Raw genomic sequence first — 18,954 nt, 5'->3', positions numbered from 1 at the left:
GGATGATCGCCTGCCGTATTGGCGCTGGCGCCTGCCGTGGGCGAGGCGGCAGCCGGAGCCGGCGCGTCTTGCCCGGCGGGTCCCGCGATGGCCGCCTGGCCCAGCAGCATGGCAGCGGCCGCTATCGTAATGAGCTTGCGATTCACTTTCTTCCTCCCTGTGGATCGGGCAAGCATAGGCAGACTTCGCGTGTCACAACAATCGTGACTTTAGTCACTCCCTGAGGGCTTGATTGCGGCCCTTTCCGCAGCCATTTCGAGTTTTCATGCGATGCCTATATCAGGGCGACGCGACGAGGACATTTCCATCTGATGAAAAGCGCGCCGGTCCCGTCCATCTTGTTTGTGTGCTTGGGCAATATCTGCCGTTCGCCACTGGTGGAAGCCGTGGCTCGCCAGCGCGCGGCACAGGCCGGCCTTTCGTTGTCGCTGGCCTCCTGCGGCACCGGCCATTGGCATATCGGCAAGGGCGCCGATCCGCGCATGCTGCGTGCGGCAGCGGATGCCGGCTATGACTTGTCGCCGCATCGCGCGYGACAGGTGCGGGCAGCCGATTTCCAGACGTTCGACTGGGTGCTGGCGATGGACCAGGACAATCTGGAGACGCTCGAAGGCCTGCGGCGGGGTGGCGGCGTGGCGCCCGCCTTGTTCCTGCCCTGGGCCGGCGTGGCCGCGCCCGAAGAGTTTCCCGATCCGTACTTCGGCGACGCCGAGGGTTTTCGCCATGCCGTGGCGCTGGCGGAGCAGGGCGTGGATGGCCTGATCGTGCGCCTGCGTGCAGCAGTGACCGGATAGAATCACACGATGCAGTCCACACCGCCGCCGCAAGCCTTCGACGGCAAGGCTTTCGTCAAAAACCTGAGCACGTCGCCCGGCGTCTATCGTTATTTCGACGAGGACGGCGAGCTGCTGTACGTGGGCAAGGCCGGCAACCTCAAGAAGCGCGTCGGCAGCTATTTCCTCAAGCCGCGCATGGAGCCGCGCATCGCGGCGATGGTGTCGCAGATCGCGCGCACCGAGATCACCATCACGCGCACCGAAGGCGAGGCGCTGCTGCTCGAATCGCAGCTGATCAAGTCGCTCAAGCCGCGCTACAACATCCTGCTGCGCGACGATAAGAGTTACCCGTACATCTATCTGTCGGGCGGCGAGGACTACCCGCGGCTGGCCTTTCATCGCGGCGCACGCAATCTGCCGGGCCGCTATTTCGGGCCGTACCCGAGCACCTTCGCCGTGCGCGAAAGCCTCAACCTGATGCAGAAGCTGTTCAAGGTGCGCCAGTGCGAGGACAGCTATTTCAAGAACCGTTCGCGCCCCTGCCTGCAGCACCAGATCGGTCGTTGTACGGCGCCGTGCGTGCAGCTGATCTCGGTCGAGGACTATCGCAACGACGTGCGCCACGCGGAAATGTTCCTCGAAGGTCGTAGCAGCGCGGTCATCGACGAGCTGGCCGGGCAGATGGAACAAGCCAGCAAGGCGCTGGAATTCGAGCGCGCGGCGTCGTTCCGCGACCAGGTCGGCGCCTTGCGCAAGCTGCAGGCCGAGCATCACGTGCAGGGCGCGAGCGCGGACATGGACGTGCTCGCCTGCCGCATCGAAGCGGGCATGGCCTGCGTCAGCGTGCTGTTCTTCCGCAACGGCATCAGCCTGGGTACGCGCGACTTCTTCCCGCGCCTGCCGCTGGATGCCGAACCGTCCGACGTACTGGAGCAGTTCATCGCGCAGTACTACCTGGACCGTCCAGTGCCACGAGAGCTGATCCTGGGCGAAACGCTGCCGACCCAGCAGGTCCTCGGCGAGGTGCTGGCACAGCAGTCGGGCCATGCGGTGGAACTCAAGTCCAGCGTGCGCGGCGAACGTGCGCGTTTCCTGCAAATGGCCGAGCGCAACGCCCAGGCGTCGCTCACGGCCAGGCTGGCCAGCCGGCAGACCCTGGGTGCGCGTTTCGACGATCTGCAGAAGTTGCTCGAGATGGACGAGCCGCCGCGCCGCATCGAGTGTTTCGATATCAGCCACACGCAGGGCGAGCTCACCGTGGCGTCCTGCGTGGTGTTTGGTCCGGAAGGCCCGGAGAAATCGCATTACCGCCGCTTCAACATCAGCGGCATCACTGGCGGCGACGACTATGCGGCCATGCATCAGGCGCTGGTGCGCCGCTTCCGCAGGCTGGCCGAAGGCGAGGGCGCGCGGCCTGACGTGCTGCTGATCGATGGCGGCAGCGGGCAGGTGGCGCAGGCGCTGGACGTGCTGCGCGAGCTTGGCGTGACCGGCATCCACGTGGTCGGCGTGGCCAAGGGGCCGGGTCGCCGCGCGGGCGAGGAGACGCTGGTGCTGGCCGATTCGGGCCGCAACCTGCATCCGGGCCCGTCATCGCCGGCGTTGCACCTGGTGGCCGCCGTGCGCGACGAGGCGCATCGATTTGCCATCACCGGCCATCGCAAGCGCCGCGAGAAGGCGCGCGAGCGCAGCGTGCTGGAGGATGTTGCCGGCGTCGGCGCGCGCCGCCGTTCGGCCCTGCTCAAGGCATTTGGCGGTCTCGCCGGCGTGGAAGCGGCCGGCGTGGAGGAGCTCACCCGCGTGAAAGGGATTGATCGCGGATTGGCCGAACGCATTTATGCTGCACTCCATGGCTGATCCGCGCGAATGGGTGCGGACCGTCATGCCGGCTTACATCAAAATCCCGCATGATCGAGGGCGTGGACGGTTGATGATGGCGTTGATCCACAAGCTTCCCTGCTGACTGCTGCAAACCGGAAAGGATTTATGCACATCAACCTGCCCACCTGGCTGACCTTGTTTCGCGTGCTGCTGTTGCCGGTGATGGTGGTGGTGTTCTATTGGCAGTTTCCGGGGCACAACATCACGGCAGCCATCGTGTTCGCACTTGCCGCCATCACCGATTGGCTGGATGGCTATCTCGCCCGGCGCATGAATCTCACCTCGGCCTTTGGCGCCTTCCTCGATCCGGTGGCCGACAAGCTGATGGTGGCGGTGACGCTGTTCCTGCTGGTGGAAACCCATCGCGGCGGCTGGCCGGGCATCCTGATGGCGATCACGGCAGCCATCATCGTGGGACGCGAGATCAGTGTCTCCGCCTTGCGCGAATGGATGGCCGAGATCGGCATGCGTGCCACCATCAAGGTAGCTTTCATCGGCAAGCTCAAGACCGCCATGCAGATGGTCGCCCTGGTGGTGTTGATCGTCCAGCACGAGAAGGACGCCGAGGCCTTGCGCCTGTATCACATCGGCGAGGGACTGCTGGTGATCGCCGGCATCCTCACCATCTGGTCGGGCCTGTACTACCTGCGCGCCGCGTGGCCCAGCCTGAAGGGCGATGGTTCTGGCCATCCGCTGCCCCGCAACGACGACTGAATAGAAGTAACCCCGAGATTCATGACAGGTGCTTGACGGCCGCCGATTAGCCATTACAATGCGCGACTCCGATGCGGGAATAGCTCAGTTGGTAGAGCACGACCTTGCCAAGGTCGGGGTCGCGAGTTCGAGTCTCGTTTCCCGCTCCAGATTCGGTGAATGGAAGCATCGCCATTCACAAAAAAAACGGCCCTCGCGGCCGTTTTTTTATGCCTGTGAATCAGGCCCTGCCTAGGCCGTGACGACGCGGGCTTGGGCCGCGCGCCGTCACGTGTCGCAGCGTCAATGCGTCTGTTTGCGATGCTCGATCGCCTGCCGGCGATAGAGCGGGTAGCAGAGGGCCAGGCAGATGAACCAGATCGGGGTGTAGATCAGGCCCTGCAGCGTGTCCTGTTTCTGCGCGAACACCCACAGCACGAAGGCGAAGAAGGCCAGCACGATCCAGCACATCGCCACCCCGCCGGGCATCTTGAAAATCGACGTCGTGTGGCGCTCCGGATGCAGTTTCCGGTAGCGCATGTAGGCAATCATGATCAGCGACCACACGAAGATGAAGCAGATGCTGGAGATCGTGGTGACGATGGTGAAGACCTTCATGACGTCGCCTTCCTGGTAGAGCAGGAACACGCCGATGAAGAGCAGGAAGCAGGAATAGGCCAGGCCGTTGGCCGGCACGTTGTTGTTGCTCAGTCTGGCAAACGGCTTGGGGCCGAGCCTGCCGGCCGAAAGACCGTAGAGCATGCGTCCGGTCGAATAGATGCCGCTGTTGGCAGAGGACGTGGCCGAGGTGAGCACCACGAAGTTGATCAGGCTGGCGGCGATCGGAATGCCGATCAGCATGAACAGGTTCACGAACGGGCTGCGATCCGGCGCCACTTCGTTCCACGGCGTGACCGTCATGATCACCAGCAGGGCGAGCACGTAGAAGATGATCACGCGGATGGGAATGGAGTTGATCGCCTTGGGCAGGGTTTTTTCCGGATCACGCGCTTCGGCTGATGCCGTGCCCACCAGCTCGATGCCGACGAAGGCAAACACGGCGATCTGGAACGCCGCCATGAATCCGGAACCGCCGTGCGGGAACCAGCCGCCATTCGCCCAGAGATTGGACACCGCGGCCTTGGCGCCGGTCGGCGAGGTGAAACCGATGGCGATCAGCACGATGCCGACGGCGATCAGCGCGACGATGGCGACGATCTTCACCAGCGCAAACCAGAACTCCATTTCACCGAAGAGCTTCACGGTCAGCAAGTTGAGGCCCAGCAGCAGAAGAATGCAGGCCGATCCGGGCAGCCATAGCGGCACGTGCGGCGCCCAGAATTGGATATAGCCGGTGATGGCCGCAATGTCCGCGATGCCCGTGACCACCCAGCAGAACCAGTAGGTCCAGCCGGTGAAGAAACCCGCCCAGGGGCCGAGCAAGTCGTAGTTGAAATCGACGAACGACTTGTAGTTCAGGTTGGACAGCAGCAGCTCGCCCATGGCGCGCATCATGAAGAACAGCACGCTGCCGATGATCGCGTAGGCGAAAATCACCGACGGGCCCGCGAGGCTGATCGTTTTGCCCGAGCCCATGAACAGGCCGGTGCCGATGGCGCCGCCGATGGCGATCAGCTGCAGGTGGCGGTTGCGCAGATTTCGCTGCAGGTGATGTTCGGGTTGGCCGGTTGCAACGGTCGGTTCGTGGTTCTGCATAGGCGGCACGATCCTTTCGAGGTACGAAAGCGACCATCCTAAAGGATACGCACCGGGTCGTGCTGCATACCTACTGGGCGTCGTGGAATATGACACCCAGCGTGTGACGCTGGCCGCTGCGCACGCGGCTCACGCCATGGCGCATGGTGACCCTGTAGGAACCCCGCGTGCCGGCGACCGGACGCTGGTTGACGGCAAAGATTACGGCGTCTCCCTGGCGCAGCGGCACCACCTCGACGCGCGACTGCATACGTGGACGCTGCTCGGTGAGCACGAATTCACCGCCGCTGAAGTCGCGACCGGGTTCGGACAGCAGGACCGCCAACTGCAGCGGAAACACGTGTTCGCCGTAAAGATCCTGATGAAGGCAGTTGTAGTCGCCAGCGCCGTATTTGAGCAGCAGCGGCGTGGGCCGCGTCTGCCCGGCGTCATGGCAGCGGCCCAGGAAGGCTTCGTACGTGGCCGGATATGGCACGGCAATGCCCATGCGGTCGTTCCACTGATTGGCCAAGGTCGCGAGCTGCGGGTACAACGCGCCGCGCATCTGCTGCACGGGGTCGGGCAGGGGATATCGGAAGTATCGGTATTCGCCTCGACCGAAGTTGTGGCGTGCCATCACCACGCGGCTGCGATAGCGCGACTCGTCGGCGTAATTGGCAGCGATATCGCGGCATTGCTCGGCATCGAGCAAGCCTTCGATCACTGCGCTGCCACGTTCGTCGAGTTCCGCCAGCAGGGCTGGCCAATCGACGGCTTCAAGGCGCGAGGCGATGGACCGGTTGGGCGATTCGATGCGTTGTGCGTGCATGGTGGGCAGTCGAGTGGCGAGACCTCAAACTAGCCGGTGGCGACTGATGCCACACTCCGATTCTTGCGCATCACCAGATCAGGTCGTCCGGCACCTTGAACTGGCTGTAGAACTCATCGTCGTCACTGGCCGGCTTGCTGTCCGCGGGCTGGCCGTGGTCCAGCACGATGACGCTGGCGTCGCGTTCGCGGATCTTATCCGCTGCCGCGCGCGGCAATAGTTCATAGCTGTCGCCGGAACGCGCAACCACCAGCGTGCCCTTGGCCAGCTGCGCGCGCAGCGCTTCGTTCACCAGCACGCTGTGGATCTTCTCGCCGTCGTTGAAGCGGTAACTGATCTCGCCTTCGCGCTTCACTTTGTTGGCATCGATGATCTGGCGGACCTGGGCGGCGATCTCGCGCGCATGGGCCTGCGCGTTGCGTTCGGCAGCCAGGGCGCGATCGCGTTCGGCGCGTTCGGCCTGCAGGCGCTGGGTATCGATCTTCTCGGCGGCCTCGGTGGCAACGGGCTTGCCCTGGCGCTGCTTGGCCTGTTCGCGGGCAATCTGGTCGACCTTGCCCTTTTTGGCGAGGCCGGCCTTGAGTAACTGTTCCTGCAGGGGATTGCGCATGCGTGGAGCGTCCGGAAAACGTAGCCCGGGAATTGTAGCGCGGGTCCGGCACGGCGCGATCTGCGGCCCGGTGAGACGCGGCGTAGCATGATGGCGGCGGGCAGGGTTCCTCACCAAAGGATGTGCCGTGATCCCGCACTTCACCGACCATTCGGCCAACGAACGCACCTATCTCGCCTGGGTGCGCACCGCGATCTCGGTCATGGCGTTCGGCTTCCTGCTGGAACGCTTCGACATCTTTTTGCTGTTCACATCGCGCGCGGCCGCCAAGGTGACCGAGAGCCTGCATACGGAAGCGTCGCAATGGCTGGGCCTGGGGCTGCTGCTGGTGGGCGCCTTGATGATCGTCGGCGCCACGATCCGGTTCTATCGCAATCGAAAGGCGATCGAGGCGGCCGATACCTCGATGTATGGCGACTCGTGGACGGCCCGGGGCATGGCCGTGCTGTTGGTGCTGATGGCGATCTTCTTGACGCTCTATGTGGCGCGGCAGCTTGCGGCGCTGAGTTGAGGCCCTTCGTCGCGTCGCCTCCAACGCGTCATTCCGGCGCAGGCCGGAATCCAGTAGCAGTGCGTGCCGATTGTCGCGACAACCGGATGCATCGCACCTGGATTCCGGCCTGCGCCGGAATGACGAGCAAAAAGAGCAGGGCCGTTTGCATCGGAGATGGCGAAAAAAAGCGCCGTATCGCTACGGCGCCTTTTCGTTTACGCATGAAGCGACAGATCAAAGCGCTTCGAACACGCCCGCTGCACCCATGCCGGTGCCGATGCACATGGTCACCATGCCGTACTTCTGCTTGCGACGACGCATGCCGTGAATCAGCGTGGCGGCGCGGATCGCACCGGTGGCGCCGAGCGGATGSCCSARCGCGATGGCGCCGCCGAGCGGGTTGACCTTGCTCGGGTCGAGGCCGAGATCGCCGATCACCGCCAGCGCCTGCGCGGCAAACGCTTCGTTGAGTTCGATCCAGTCCATCTGATCCTTGGTCAGGCCAACCTGCTTGAGCACCTTGGGAATCGCTTCCTTCGGGCCGATGCCCATCACTTCGGGCTTGACGCCTGCCACCGAGAAACCGACGTAGCGCGCGATGGGAGTGAGGTTGAATTCCTTCACCGCCTTCTCGCTGGCGATCAGCAGGGCGCCGGCACCATCGGACATCTGCGAGGAGTTGCCGGCCGTCACCGAGCCGCCGAAGCGGTCGTTGCGGAACACCGTCTTGAGCTTGGACAGCACTTCCAGCGTGGTGCCGGCGCGCGGGCCTTCGTCGGTGTCGATCAGGCGGCTGTCGGTCTTGATGCCGCGCGTGGCCAGATCGGGGTAATGGTCATCGAGCTGGAACGGCGTGATTTCTTCCTTGAATTCGCCGGCGGCGATGGCGGCCAGTGCGCGGCGATGGCTTTCCACCGCGAACGCATCCTGCTGCTCGCGCGTGACCTTCCACTGCTCGGCCACCTTCTCGGCGGTGATGCCCATGCCGTAGGCGATGGCGACATCTTCCTTGTTGGCGAAGATGGCCGGATTCATGGCGATCTTGTTGCCCATCATCGGCACCATGCTCATGCTCTCGGTGCCGGCGGCGATCATCAGGTCGGCCACGCCGAGCTGGATGCGGTCGGCGGCCATGGCGATGGCCTGCACGCCCGAGGAGCAGAAGCGGTTGATGGTGACGCCCGGCACGGTGTACGGCAGGCCGGCGAGCAGGGCGCCGATGCGCGCCACGTTCATGCCTTGCTCGGCCTCGGGCATCGCGCAGCCGACGATCACGTCTTCGATGCGATGCGGATCGATGCCCGGCGCCTGCGCCATCACGGCGCGGATCACGTGGGCGAGCATGTCGTCCGGACGGGTGTTGCGGAATACGCCGCGCGGCGCCTTGCCGACCGGCGTGCGGGTGGCGGCGACGATGTAAGCGTCTTGCACTTGCTTGCTCATGGTTTTGCTCCGTGGCGTCGCGCTTAGGTTTGCGGCGACGCGCTCAAAGTTTGTTCGCAGGTAAGGACGCTTGGTTAGTTACGCAGCGGCTTGCCGGTGGTCATGGTGTGCGCGATGCGGGCCTGGGTCTTTTCGGTCTTGGCCAGCTCCACGAAGTGCTTGCGTTCCAGCTGCAGCAGCCACTCTTCGTCCACCTGCGAACCGCGTTCGATCTTGCCGCCGCACAGCGTGTCCGCGATGCGCGTGGCGATGGCCACGTCATGCGGCGAGGCGAAATAGCCTTCCGCAAGATTGGCCAGCGACGCCTGGAAGGTGGCCGTGCCCACATCGCCGGCGACCGGGATGTTGCGAGCCATCATCGGCGGACGCCAACCGCTTTCGGCCAGCGACAGCGCGACCTTCTTGGCGACATAGAGCAGCTCGTAGGCGTTGAACACGACGATGTCGCTGTCGCGCAGCAGGCCCAGCTGCTTGGCTTCCATCGCGCTGCCGGAGACCTTCGCCATCGCGACTGTCTCGAACACTTTCTTCAGCGCTTCGAACGGATCTTCCGGGTTGGCCTTGGCCGCGCGGATGGCCAGCTCATGCAAGCCACCACCGGCCGGCAGCAGGCCGACGCCGGCCTCGACCAGACCGATATAGCTTTCCAGCGCCGCCACAGTGCGCGCCGAATGCATCTGGAATTCACAGCCGCCGCCGAGGGCGAGACCGCGCACCGCCGACACCACCGGCACCAGCGAATGCTTGATGCGCATGCTGGTGGCCTGGAAGTTGGCGACCATCTTCTCGAAGTCGTCGAACTTGCCGGCCTGCAGCAGGCCGAGTGCGCCCTTCAAATCCGCGCCAGCCGAGAACGGCTCGCCGGCCTGCCAGATCACCACGGCCTTGAGCTGCTGCTCGGCGACATCGATCGCCTGCTGCACGCCGTCGAGCACGTAGTCGTTGACCGTGTTCATCTTGGTCTTGAACGAGATGATGCCCACGCCATCGTCGCCCAGCGTCCACAGACGCACGCCGTCGTTTTCCCACACCGTCGTGCCCTGGTCGAACTTCTCGCCCAGGATCGGATCGGGGAACAGCTGGCGCTGGTAGACCGGGTGCTGCGAGCGCGGCTTGTTCTTGCCTTCGCCAGCGGACCAGGAGCCGTCCTTGCCGTGCACGCCGTTGCGGCCGTCGGTCACCCACGCCGGCAGCGGCGCCTTGCTCATGGCCTTGCCGGCGGCGATGTCTTCGGCGATCCAGCCCGCCACCTGCTGCCAGCCGGCAGCCTGCCAGGTCTCGAACGGACCGAGCTTCCAGCCGTAGCCCCAGCGGATGGCGAAGTCGACGTCGCGCGCAGTGTCGGCGATATCGGCCAGGTGATAAGCGCTGTAGTGGAACAGATCGCGGAAGGTCGCCCACAGGAACTGTGCCTGCGGATCATTCGACGCGCGCAGCTTGCCGAACTTCTCGGCCGGATCCTTGATCGCCAGGATCGCGCTCACTTCATCGGAGGCCTTCTGCTCAGACGGGCGATAATCCTGCTTGGCCACATCGAGCACGACGATGTCCTTGCCGGCCTTGCGATAGAAGCCCGCGCCGGTCTTCTGGCCCAGCGCACCCTTCTCGATCAGCGCGGACAGCCACACCGGGGCCTTGAAGTATTCGTGCCACGGATCATCGGCCAGCGTATCGGCCATGGTCTTGATCACATGCGCCATGGTGTCCAGGCCGACCACGTCGGCGGTGCGGTAGGTCGCACTCTTGGGACGGCCCACGGCCGGGCCGGTCAATCCGTCGACAGTGTCGAAGCCCAGGCCGAACTGCTGCGTGTGATGCATGGTGGCCAGCATCGAGAACACGCCGATGCGGTTGCCGATGAAGTTCGGCGTGTCCTTCGCATACACCACGCCCTTGCCGAGCGCGGTGGTGAGGAAGGCCTCGAGGCCTTCCAGCACGTTCTTGTCGGTGAGCCTGGTCGGGATCAGCTCGACCAGGTGCATATAGCGCGGCGGATTGAAGAAGTGCACACCGCTGAAACGGTGACGCATTTCTTCCGGCAGCGCTTCGGCCAGCTGGTTGATCGACAGGCCCGAGGTGTTGGACGCGATCACCGCGGTCGGCGACAGATGGGTGGCGATCTTCTTGTAGAGATCCAGCTTCCAGTCCATCCGTTCGGCAATCGCTTCGATCACCAGATCCACGTCCTTCAGATGATCGAGATGCTCGTCATAGTTGGCCGGGATCAGGGTGGCGGCGACGTTCTTGTCGGCCAGCGGGGCAGGCGAGAGCTTCTGCAGGTTGGCGATGGCCTTCAGCGCGATGCCGCTCTTGGGACCTTCCTTGGCGGGCAGGTCGAACAGCACGGTTTCGACGCCGGCATTGCTCAGGTGCGCGGCGATCTGCGCGCCCATGACGCCGGCGCCAAGTACCGCGGCCTTGCGGATTCGTAGCGCTTTAGGGGTGGATGGAGCGGTCATTGGCTTCTCCGTAATGCGAAACGCTGGGTAGTGAGACGAACGGCCGCGAGCGGCCGAGGGGAAGGGTTGGAACGAATCAGGGGGCTTTGAGACCGGAGGCGGCAAAGCGGATCAGGTGCTCGGCGGTCTGCGCGCGATGGCGCTCTTCGGGCACGTCGCTTTTGCGCTGGATCATGCCGAAGCCCGACATGGCGTGGGTCAGGGCACCGGTCACCAGGTCGACGCGCCAGTAGAGTTCTTCCTTGCTCAGCTGCGGCAACAGGCGGGCGAATTCCGCGGTGAACTGGCGCATCACATGGCCGTAGTTGTCCGACAGGAACTTGCGAAGGGTGTCGTCGTGTTCGGCGAATGCGCGGGCCAGCACGCGCATGAACAGCGAGCCATTGCCATCGTGGGAGAGCTCCAGTGCAGGCACGATGAAGGCTGCCAGCACGTCCTCGATGGTGGTGTCCGCCTCGCCGGCGATCTTCTGCAGGGCGGCCATGCGGCGGCCGTTGAGCTGGTCCAGGCGGCGGCGGAACACCTCTTCGATCAGGCGGTCCTTGGAGCCGAAGTGGTAGTTCACCGCGGCCAGGTTGACCCCGGCGGCGGCGGTCAGCTGGCGCAGCGAGGCCCCTTCGAAGCCGTGCCGGGCGAACAATTCCTCCGCGGCGCCGAGAATGCGCTCCTTGGTCGGCATGGAAGCACTGGAGACTGACATGGTCCGCAACCCCGGGCAGGAATCAAACGATCGTTTGAGGATACGCGGGTCGATTTGCGCCCGTCAAACGGTCGTTTCAAGGGGCCCTGGGATCCCTGCGCCCGGCTTGCGTATCAGGTAGAATCTGTCAAACTTTCGTGAGCTAAATCCCCATATCTAGTCGGGATTTGGCGTAAGTTCGCCGATATCGATCGGCCCGCCCACTCAAATACCAGTTTTTCCGGAGCAGACCCTCATGGCGCTGGAGCGCACCCTTTCCATTATCAAGCCCGACGCCGTTGCCAAGAACGTGATCGGTGAAATCTATGCTCGCTTCGAAAAGGCCGGCCTGAAGATCGTTGCCGCCAAGATGAAGCATCTGTCGCGCAAGGAAGCCGAGGGTTTCTACGCGGTGCACAAGGAGCGTCCGTTCTTCAACGCGCTGGTCGAGTTCATGATCTCCGGACCGGTGATGATCCAGGCACTCGAAGGTGACAACGCGATCCTCAAGCATCGCGACCTGATGGGCGCCACCAATCCGAAGGACGCTGCGCCGGGCACGATCCGCGCCGACTTCGCCGACTCCATCGATGCGAACGCTGTGCATGGTTCCGACGCTGCCGACACGGCTGCCGTCGAGATCGCCTACTTCTTCGCAACGACCGAAACGTTCTCGAGGTAAGTGCGCTCATCCATGAGCGCGAAGATCACGAAGCGGCCATCCATGGCCGCACTCTTCACGAAAACCGCGTTCCATTGGATAGCGTAAGGATTAAGAGGGCGGCGTTGAGCCGCAATATTTCAAGATGACTGATCAGGCAAATTCCACCACCACCGACAAGGTCAACCTGCTCGATTTCGATCGACAGGGCCTGCGTGATTTTTTTGCGCAGCTGGGCGAGAAGCCGTATCGCGCCGAGCAGGTGATGAAGTGGATTTACCACCGCCTGGAAGACAACTTTGAAAACATGACGGATGTGGGCAAGACGCTTCGGGCCAAGCTCGAAGCGTCCTGCTACGTCGGTCCGCCGAAGACCTTGTTCGACAAGGGCGCCACCGACGGCACGCACAAGTGGCTGCTCGGCATGGATGGCGGCAACGCCATCGAAGCGGTGTACATCCCCGAGCCGACCCGCGGCACGCTGTGCGTGTCTTCGCAGGTGGGTTGTGGCCTGAACTGCCAGTTCTGCTCCACCGCCACGCAAGGCTTCAACCGCAACCTGTCAACGGCCGAAGTGATCGGCCAGATGTGGGTGGCGGCCAAATATCTCGGCAACATCACGCACCAGAACCGTCGCATCACCAACGTCGTGATGATGGGCATGGGCGAGCCGTTGCTGAACTTCGACAACGTCACCAAGGCGATGAGCCTGATGCGCGACGACCTGGGCTTCGGCCTGGCGTCCAAGCGCGTCACGCTGTCCACCGCCGGCCTGGTGCCGATGATCGACAAGTTGTCCGAGACCATCGACGTGTCGCTGGCGGTGTCGCTGCATGCAGCGAACGATGAGCTGCGCACCGAGCTGGTGCCGCTCAACAAGCGCTATCCGATCGCCGAGCTGATGGCTTCGTGCCAGCGCTGGCTGGATCGCAAGCCGCGCACCTCGATCACCTTCGAGTACACCCTGATGAAGGGTGTCAACGACCAGCCCGAGCACGCCCGCCAGCTGATCAAGCTGATGCGCCGCATGCCTCAGTGCAAGGTCAACCTGATTCCGTTCAATCCATTTCCTGGCACGCGTTTCGAGCGCTCCGACGCCGAAACCATCCGCGCCTTCCAGACCCAGTTGCTCAATGCCAACGTGCTGACCATGTTGCGCCGTACCCGCGGCGACGACATCGATGCGGCATGTGGCCAGCTCAAAGGGCAGGTATTGGACCGCACCCGTCGCCAGGCCGAATTTCGCAAGCGTCTGGACGAAGGGGCGAGTCATGCGGCTTGATCGATTGTTGCTGAGTGCGAGCGTGGCCATGCTTTTGGCTGCGTGCGTGCCGGTGTCGAAATCCGGTTCCAACTCGAACGAGGGGAGCAAGATCACTCGCCAGTCCAAGGCTGAGCAGAAGCAGGAAGGCGCGCGCATCCACACCGAACTGGCCCAGCAGTACATGGCCAACGGTGATCTGGAGGACGCCATGGTCAAGATCAACAAGGCCATGCAGTTCGACCCGACCTACGTGCCTGCGCAAACCGTGGCTGCGGTGATCTACGAGCGCATCAATGACCTGCCCAATGCGGAGCTGCATTACCGCAAGGCTGTCACGCTGGCGCCGGAGAAGGGCGATCCCAACAACAACCTCGGCTGGTTCCTGTGCAACCGCGAGGGCAAGGCGGCCGAGTCGCAGGCGTATTTCCAGAAAGCCGTGGCCGACCCGTTCTACCAGACACCGTCGCTGGCCTGGACCAATGCCGGCATCTGCCAGGCCAAGGCGCAGAACATGACGGCGGCCGAGGCAGACTTCCGCAAGGCCATCGAAATCGATGCGCAAAACGGCGGGGCGTTGTATCAGCTCGCCAATGTGCTTTATCTTCAGAACGATGCCTTCCGTGCTCGTGCCTTCATCCAGCGCTTCGATGCGCTGGGTCAGCCGACCGCGGGATCGCTCAAGCTCGGACACGATATCGAAGCACGGTTGGGCAACACGGATGCTGCTCTCAACTACAGCAGGCGACTGCAAAGCCAGTTCCCGGATTCGGAGCAGGCCCGCGCCCTCGACGCAACTGCACGCCAATGACCACTCAACCGTCAAATTCGGCCAACAGCGGCAACCGAGAATTCCCTTTCACCCAAGCGCCCAACGTCACCATGGAAACCGAACACAATTCGCCGGAAGCGATCAAGGGCACCTTGGGCGGGCGTTTGCGCGCTGCGCGCGAAGCGCGCGGGCTGGACGTCGAGACCTGCGCTCATGCGCTGCGCTTGCCGACCCGTGTGCTCAGGCAGGTCGAGAGCAACGAGTACAGCGGCATCGACCACGTGTACCTGGGTGGCTATCTCATCAAGTACGCGCGTTATCTCGGCGTCGACGAAGCCGAGGTCAGGCTCGAGCTCGATCGCATCAAGCCGGCGGAACCCACCCTGGTGGCGACGGGCGGCATCTCGCACTCGCGTTATCTGCTTGAGAACTACGCGCGCGCGGCGACCTATGTGGTGCTGACCGCGGCGATCGTGGTGCCGACCATCTGGCTGGGCGTGCGTGGCACGCTCGATCGCGACGTCAGCCATCTGGCGCCGCTCGATGCCGCGCCGGTCGCCCAGGTCGATGCGCCGGCCAGCAGTGCCAGCGCCGCGGCATCGACCGTGGCAAGCACTGCACCCAATACGCAGGAAGGTACGACCGCGCCGGCTACCACACCGGCACCGGCGGCTGCGCCTGCGCAAGACCAGCCGTTGATGGCTTCCATGACGCCGTTCCTGGGCGATACCCATGCGGCAGCGCAGCCGGCGGCACCGACGCCGACCACGGATGCCGGCTCGGTGGGCGGCGGCGCGCACAGCCTCGTGCTGAGCCTGCAGAACGCCAGCTGGGTCGAAGTCACCGGCAAGGACGGCTCGCGCCTGGAATACGGCTTGCTGCCGGCCGGCAGCTCCAAGACCTACCGCAGCGATCAGCCGCTGGAAGTGCGCATCGGCAACGCCGGTGGCGCCCAGGTGATGCTGGATGGCCAGCCCATGCCGCTGGATAGCTATCGCCGTTCCAATGTTGCGCATTTCCGCATCGAATTGCGCGACGGCAAGGCCACCCCGGCCGGCGCCTGAGTCATCACGCCAGGCCTGTGCGGCCTGGCGCAATCGGTTATGCTTGCCCATTGTCCGTTCGGCAACGAGCGGACATTCGGGCTGATTTCTTTTCCGCATGACGGGCGCCGCCAGGTGCCTCTGGCGTGCGGTTCCCCAAGGGTGATTGCATGGCATTTGAAGCGTACGACGATTACGAACAGAGCGAACGCGTACAACAGTGGTTGCGCCAGAACGGCTTGTCCATCGTCGTCGGCATCGCGATCGGCCTGGTCGGCATCTTCGGCTGGCAGCAGTGGAACAAGCACAAGGCAGAGCATCAGGCTGACGCTGCGAACCTGTATCAGCAGATCCAGGTCGCCGTGGCTGCCGGCAAGTCCGACAACGCCGATGCGCTGACCGAGCAGTTGCTCAAGGACTACACCGATTCCACCTACGCCGTGTTCGCCGTGAGCGATCGGGCGGAGCGCCAGGTGCAGGCCAAGCAGATGGACAAGGCGATCGAGTCGCTCGGCTGGGCCGAGAGCCACGCCGCCGATGCGAACCTCAAGGCGCTGTCGCAGATGCGCATCGCGCGCGTGCAGCTGGCGCAGGGCAAGGCCGCCGACGCGATTGCCGCGCTCGATCGCATGCAGTCCAAGACGTATGAAGGTGTGTCACAGGAACTACGCGGCGATGCGCTGGTCAAGCTTGGGCGCCCAGACGATGCCCGCAAGGCATACGTAGCCGCCAAGGCGGCGCTGGGTGAGAACGCGCCTCAGAGCGTGCAGATGAAAATCGATGATCTGGCCGTGGCCGGGAAGCAGGGTGCATGAAACCTGAAGTGAAGAAGCGCGGTGCGATGAAGCGCGTTTGGCTGGTGGCACTGACCTCTCTGGTGGTGCTTGCCGGTTGCCATTCGTTCAAGAAGGAAAACGTCCAGCCGCCGACTCCGCTGGCCAAGGATTTCAAGCCCACCACCCAGGTGACCAAGCTGTGGACCACCAGTGTGGGCGACGGTGCGGGTGACAGCGGCGTGCGTCTGCGCCCCGCCTTTGCAGACGGCGTGCTCTACGCCTGCAGCACCGATGGCAAGATCGCCGCCATCGACGCCACCAGCGGCAAGACGCTGTGGACCAAGAGCTCGCGCACCCAGGGCTGGTTCGGCTGGGGCGACAAGAAGCGCGCCGATGCGCTGTATGCCGGTGGCCCGATGGTTTCCGGCGACCTGCTCGTGGTCGGCACGCTCGATGGCCACGTCTACGGCATCAATGCGAAAGACGGCAGCCCGCGCTGGGAGTCGGTGGTCAACTCCGAAGTGATCTCCCCGCCCGTGATCTCCGCCAACCTCGTGGTTGCACGCACCCAGGACGGCCGTCTGTACGGTTTCGATAGTTCCACCGGCGAGCGCCGCTGGGTCTACGACCAGGACTCCGTGCCGCTGCTCAGCCTGCGCGGCAATGGCCCGATGCTGGTCGCCAACGGCGTGGTGTTCTACGGCAACGATGCCGGCAAGCTGGTCGCGCTGCGTCTGGACAATGGCGAGAAGCTGTGGGAACAGACCCTCGCCAGCGGCGAAGGCCGCACCGAGATCGATCGCCTGGCCGATGCCGACGGTTCGATCCTGCTCGAAGGCACCACCCTGTACAGCGCCGCCTATCACGGCAATATCGCCGCGATCGACGGTCCCAGCGGTCGCCCGCTGTGGGGGCGACCGTTCTCGACCTTCACCTCGCTGGACGTCACCGGCAACGGTCTCTACGGCGTGAGCGACGAGTCGCAGGTGTGGGCGTTCGACAAGACCGGCGGCGCCGACATGTGGAAGAACGATGCACTGAAGTACCGCTGGCTCACGGCTCCTGCCGTGCTCGGTGACTACGTCGTGGTCGGCGACCTCGAGGGCTACGTGCACTTCCTGCAGACCGGTGACGGCGCGCTGGCGGCACGTGAGCGCCTGTCCAAGAAAGCCATTCGCGCCCAACCCCTGGTGGTGGGCGACATTGTGTACGTCGAAGACGTCAAGGGCCGCATCGGCGCTTACCGTCTCGGCGGCCACTGATCGTAATAAAGGTTGTTTGAATCATGCTGCCCGTCGTTGCCCTGGTCGGTCGTCCCAATGTCGGTAAATCGACCCTATTCAACGCAATGACGCGCAGTCGTGACGCCCTGGTGGCTGATATGCCGGGCGTTACGCGAGATCGACACTACGGCGTGTGCCGCACCGGCACACGCCCGTTCGTGGTGGTGGACACCGGCGGCCTGTCCGGCGAAGAGGAAGGCATCGAAGGCCTGACTGCGCAGCAGGTGCGCCTGGCCATCGAAGAGGCCAGCGTGCTGGTCTTCGTGGTGGACGCCCGCGACGGCCTGCTGCCGCAGGACCGCACCATCCTTGACGAGCTGCGTCGCAGCGGCAAACCGATCATCGCCGGGGTCAACAAGACTGACGGTCTGGATCTGCAGAATGCGATGGCGGAATTTGCCGTGTTCGGCATCGCCAACACGCTGCCGCTGGCGGCATCGCACAATCGCGGTACCGAGGATCTGGTCGCTTCGGCCATCACGCTGCTGCCGGAAGACCAGCACGAAGAGATCGATCCGGTCGAGGCGGACAGCATTCGCGTCGCCATCGTCGGCCGTCCGAATGCGGGCAAGTCCACGCTGATCAATCGCCTGCTCGGCGAGGATCGCCTGATCGTTTCCGACGTGGCCGGCACCACCCGCGATCCCATTCGCGTGTCGCTGGAACGCGACGGCCGCAAGTACACCCTGATCGATACCGCCGGCGTGCGTCGCAAGGCGCGCGTCGAGGAAGCGGTGGAGAAATTCAGCGTCATCAAGACGCTGCAGTCGATGGCTGCCGCCCAAGTGGTGGTGCTGATGGTCGATGCGCGCGAGAACCTGGCCGACCAGGATCTCACGCTGATCGGTCACGCGCTCGATGAGGGCAGGGCGCTGGTCATCGCCGTCAACAAGTGGGACGGCATGGACGGCTATCAGCGCGAACAGTGCCAGCGTGCGCTGGAGCGTCGCCTGCAGTTTGTCGACTGGGCCAAGACGGTGTTCATCTCGGCGCTGCATGGTTCGGGCCTGCGCGAGCTGATGAAGGCGGTCGTGAATGCGCATCGTGCCGCCACCAAGGAACTGGGTTCGTCCGAATTGACCAAGGCGCTCGAGCTCGCCTACGAGAGCTACCAGCCGCCGCTGGTGCGTGGCCATGCCCCCAAGCTGCGCTTTGCGCACCCGGGCGGCACCAATCCGCCGAGCATCGTCATCCATGGCAGCCGCACCAAGCACATCGCACCGGCCTATCGCCGCTATCTGGAAAACTTTTTCCGCAAGCGCTTCAAGCTGGATGGCACGCCGGTACGCATCTTTTTCCGCGACGGCGAGAATCCGTTCGCCGGCAAGAAGAACGTGCTCACCGAAGCCCAGCAGCGCAAGCGCCAGCGCATGGTGCGCGAGATGAAGAAGCGTCGCTGACGCGCGACCCCATCGCTCTTGTAGGAGCGCACCCTGTGCGCGACCGCGGCGCATCGCCGTACCTCAGACCATGTGGGAGCGCACCCTGTGCGCGACCGCGGCGCATCGTTGTACCTCAGACCATGTGGGAGCGCACCCTGTGCGTGACCGCGGCGCATCGTTGTACCTCAGACCATGTGGGAGCGCACCCTGTGCGCGAC

17 protein-coding genes and 1 tRNA gene are annotated in these 18,954 nt (G+C 64.0%); 12 read left to right on the top strand and 6 right to left on the bottom strand.

Features of this window, described 5'->3' with window-relative positions:
- The first annotated feature begins 311 nt into the window (after positions 1-311).
- The 4 genes from AC1DMG_RS11715 to AC1DMG_RS11700 all read left to right on the top strand — a co-directional run bounded on the left by AC1DMG_RS11715 (position 312) and on the right by AC1DMG_RS11700 (position 3,520).
- Positions 312-794: a low molecular weight protein-tyrosine-phosphatase gene (locus AC1DMG_RS11715; RefSeq protein ID WP_477180539.1), complete on the top strand. Its 483-nt coding sequence runs from the start codon at positions 312-314 to the stop codon at positions 792-794.
- A gap of 9 nt (positions 795-803) precedes the next feature.
- On the top strand, positions 804-2,633 hold the full coding sequence (gene uvrC / locus AC1DMG_RS11710) for an excinuclease ABC subunit UvrC (RefSeq protein WP_477175647.1): 1,830 nt from the start codon (positions 804-806) through the stop codon (positions 2,631-2,633).
- 129 nt (positions 2,634-2,762) lie between these two features.
- Positions 2,763-3,371 (top strand): CDP-diacylglycerol--glycerol-3-phosphate 3-phosphatidyltransferase, encoded by a 609-nt coding sequence (pgsA, locus tag AC1DMG_RS11705; protein ID WP_441602336.1) that lies wholly within the window; start codon positions 2,763-2,765, stop codon positions 3,369-3,371.
- 73 nt (positions 3,372-3,444) lie between these two features.
- Positions 3,445-3,520: transfer RNA gene (locus tag AC1DMG_RS11700), tRNA-Gly, on the top strand.
- Positions 3,521-3,653: 133 nt separating this feature from the next.
- Here AC1DMG_RS11700 and cycA read toward each other — a convergent pair.
- From cycA to AC1DMG_RS11685, 3 genes are all read right to left on the bottom strand, one after another.
- Entirely contained in the window at positions 3,654-5,066 is a 1,413-nt protein-coding gene (gene cycA, locus AC1DMG_RS11695; RefSeq protein ID WP_477175646.1) for a D-serine/D-alanine/glycine transporter, read from the bottom strand.
- 70 nt (positions 5,067-5,136) lie between these two features.
- Positions 5,137-5,874, bottom strand: coding sequence for a 2OG-Fe(II) oxygenase (locus AC1DMG_RS11690; RefSeq protein ID WP_477175645.1), 738 nt, complete (start codon positions 5,872-5,874; stop codon positions 5,137-5,139).
- 70 nt (positions 5,875-5,944) lie between these two features.
- Positions 5,945-6,484 (bottom strand): DUF2058 domain-containing protein, encoded by a 540-nt coding sequence (locus tag AC1DMG_RS11685; protein WP_477175644.1) that lies wholly within the window; start codon positions 6,482-6,484, stop codon positions 5,945-5,947.
- A 127-nt stretch (positions 6,485-6,611) separates the two neighbouring features.
- Here AC1DMG_RS11685 and AC1DMG_RS11680 point away from each other — a divergent pair, with 127 nt between their 5' ends.
- The gene (locus AC1DMG_RS11680; RefSeq protein WP_441602332.1) at positions 6,612-6,995 is read left to right on the top strand and encodes a YidH family protein; all 384 of its coding nucleotides are present in this window, start codon (positions 6,612-6,614) and stop codon (positions 6,993-6,995) included.
- A gap of 216 nt (positions 6,996-7,211) precedes the next feature.
- On the opposite strand, the gene AC1DMG_RS11675 is transcribed toward AC1DMG_RS11680, so the two are convergent.
- The 3 genes from AC1DMG_RS11675 to AC1DMG_RS11665 form a co-directional block, all read right to left on the bottom strand.
- Positions 7,212-8,420, bottom strand: coding sequence for an acetyl-CoA C-acyltransferase (locus AC1DMG_RS11675; protein WP_477180538.1), 1,209 nt, complete (start codon positions 8,418-8,420; stop codon positions 7,212-7,214).
- A 74-nt stretch (positions 8,421-8,494) separates the two neighbouring features.
- Complete coding sequence (locus AC1DMG_RS11670) at positions 8,495-10,879, bottom strand: 3-hydroxyacyl-CoA dehydrogenase/enoyl-CoA hydratase family protein (protein ID WP_477178942.1); 2,385 nt, start codon at positions 10,877-10,879, stop codon at positions 8,495-8,497.
- 76 nt (positions 10,880-10,955) lie between these two features.
- Positions 10,956-11,579 carry a TetR/AcrR family transcriptional regulator gene (locus tag AC1DMG_RS11665; protein WP_477175641.1) on the bottom strand — a complete coding sequence of 208 codons (624 nt, stop codon included), beginning with the start codon at positions 11,577-11,579 and terminating at the stop codon, positions 10,956-10,958.
- A 235-nt stretch (positions 11,580-11,814) separates the two neighbouring features.
- Between AC1DMG_RS11665 and ndk the strand changes: the two genes are divergently transcribed.
- The 7 genes from ndk (at position 11,815) to der (ending at position 18,754) form a co-directional block, all read left to right on the top strand.
- The gene (gene ndk / locus AC1DMG_RS11660) at positions 11,815-12,240 is read left to right on the top strand and encodes a nucleoside-diphosphate kinase (protein WP_477164596.1); all 426 of its coding nucleotides are present in this window, start codon (positions 11,815-11,817) and stop codon (positions 12,238-12,240) included.
- Positions 12,241-12,364: 124 nt separating this feature from the next.
- Positions 12,365-13,501 (top strand): dual-specificity RNA methyltransferase RlmN, encoded by a 1,137-nt coding sequence (rlmN, locus tag AC1DMG_RS11655; RefSeq protein ID WP_441602327.1) that lies wholly within the window; start codon positions 12,365-12,367, stop codon positions 13,499-13,501.
- Entirely contained in the window at positions 13,491-14,291 is an 801-nt protein-coding gene (pilW, locus tag AC1DMG_RS11650) for a type IV pilus biogenesis/stability protein PilW (protein ID WP_441602326.1), read from the top strand. The genes rlmN and pilW overlap by 11 nt, the downstream gene beginning before the upstream one ends.
- A gap of 71 nt (positions 14,292-14,362) precedes the next feature.
- Positions 14,363-15,316, top strand: coding sequence for a helix-turn-helix domain-containing protein (locus tag AC1DMG_RS11645; protein ID WP_441602325.1), 954 nt, complete (start codon positions 14,363-14,365; stop codon positions 15,314-15,316).
- Between the two features lie 149 nt (positions 15,317-15,465).
- Positions 15,466-16,110: a YfgM family protein gene (locus AC1DMG_RS11640; RefSeq protein ID WP_477175640.1), complete on the top strand. Its 645-nt coding sequence runs from the start codon at positions 15,466-15,468 to the stop codon at positions 16,108-16,110.
- Positions 16,107-17,333: an outer membrane protein assembly factor BamB gene (gene bamB, locus AC1DMG_RS11635; protein WP_477175639.1), complete on the top strand. Its 1,227-nt coding sequence runs from the start codon at positions 16,107-16,109 to the stop codon at positions 17,331-17,333. Before AC1DMG_RS11640 ends, bamB begins: the two co-directional genes overlap by 4 nt.
- A gap of 23 nt (positions 17,334-17,356) precedes the next feature.
- A complete protein-coding gene (gene der / locus AC1DMG_RS11630) occupies positions 17,357-18,754 on the top strand; it encodes a ribosome biogenesis GTPase Der (RefSeq protein WP_441602322.1) in 1,398 nt (465 codons plus the stop codon).
- Positions 18,755-18,954: the final 200 nt, after the last annotated feature.

This window comes from Dyella sp. 01N36, from assembly GCF_056399745.1.
The sequence above is the reverse complement of the archived record's forward strand: the minus strand, read 5'-3'. Positions and strand labels throughout refer to the sequence as shown.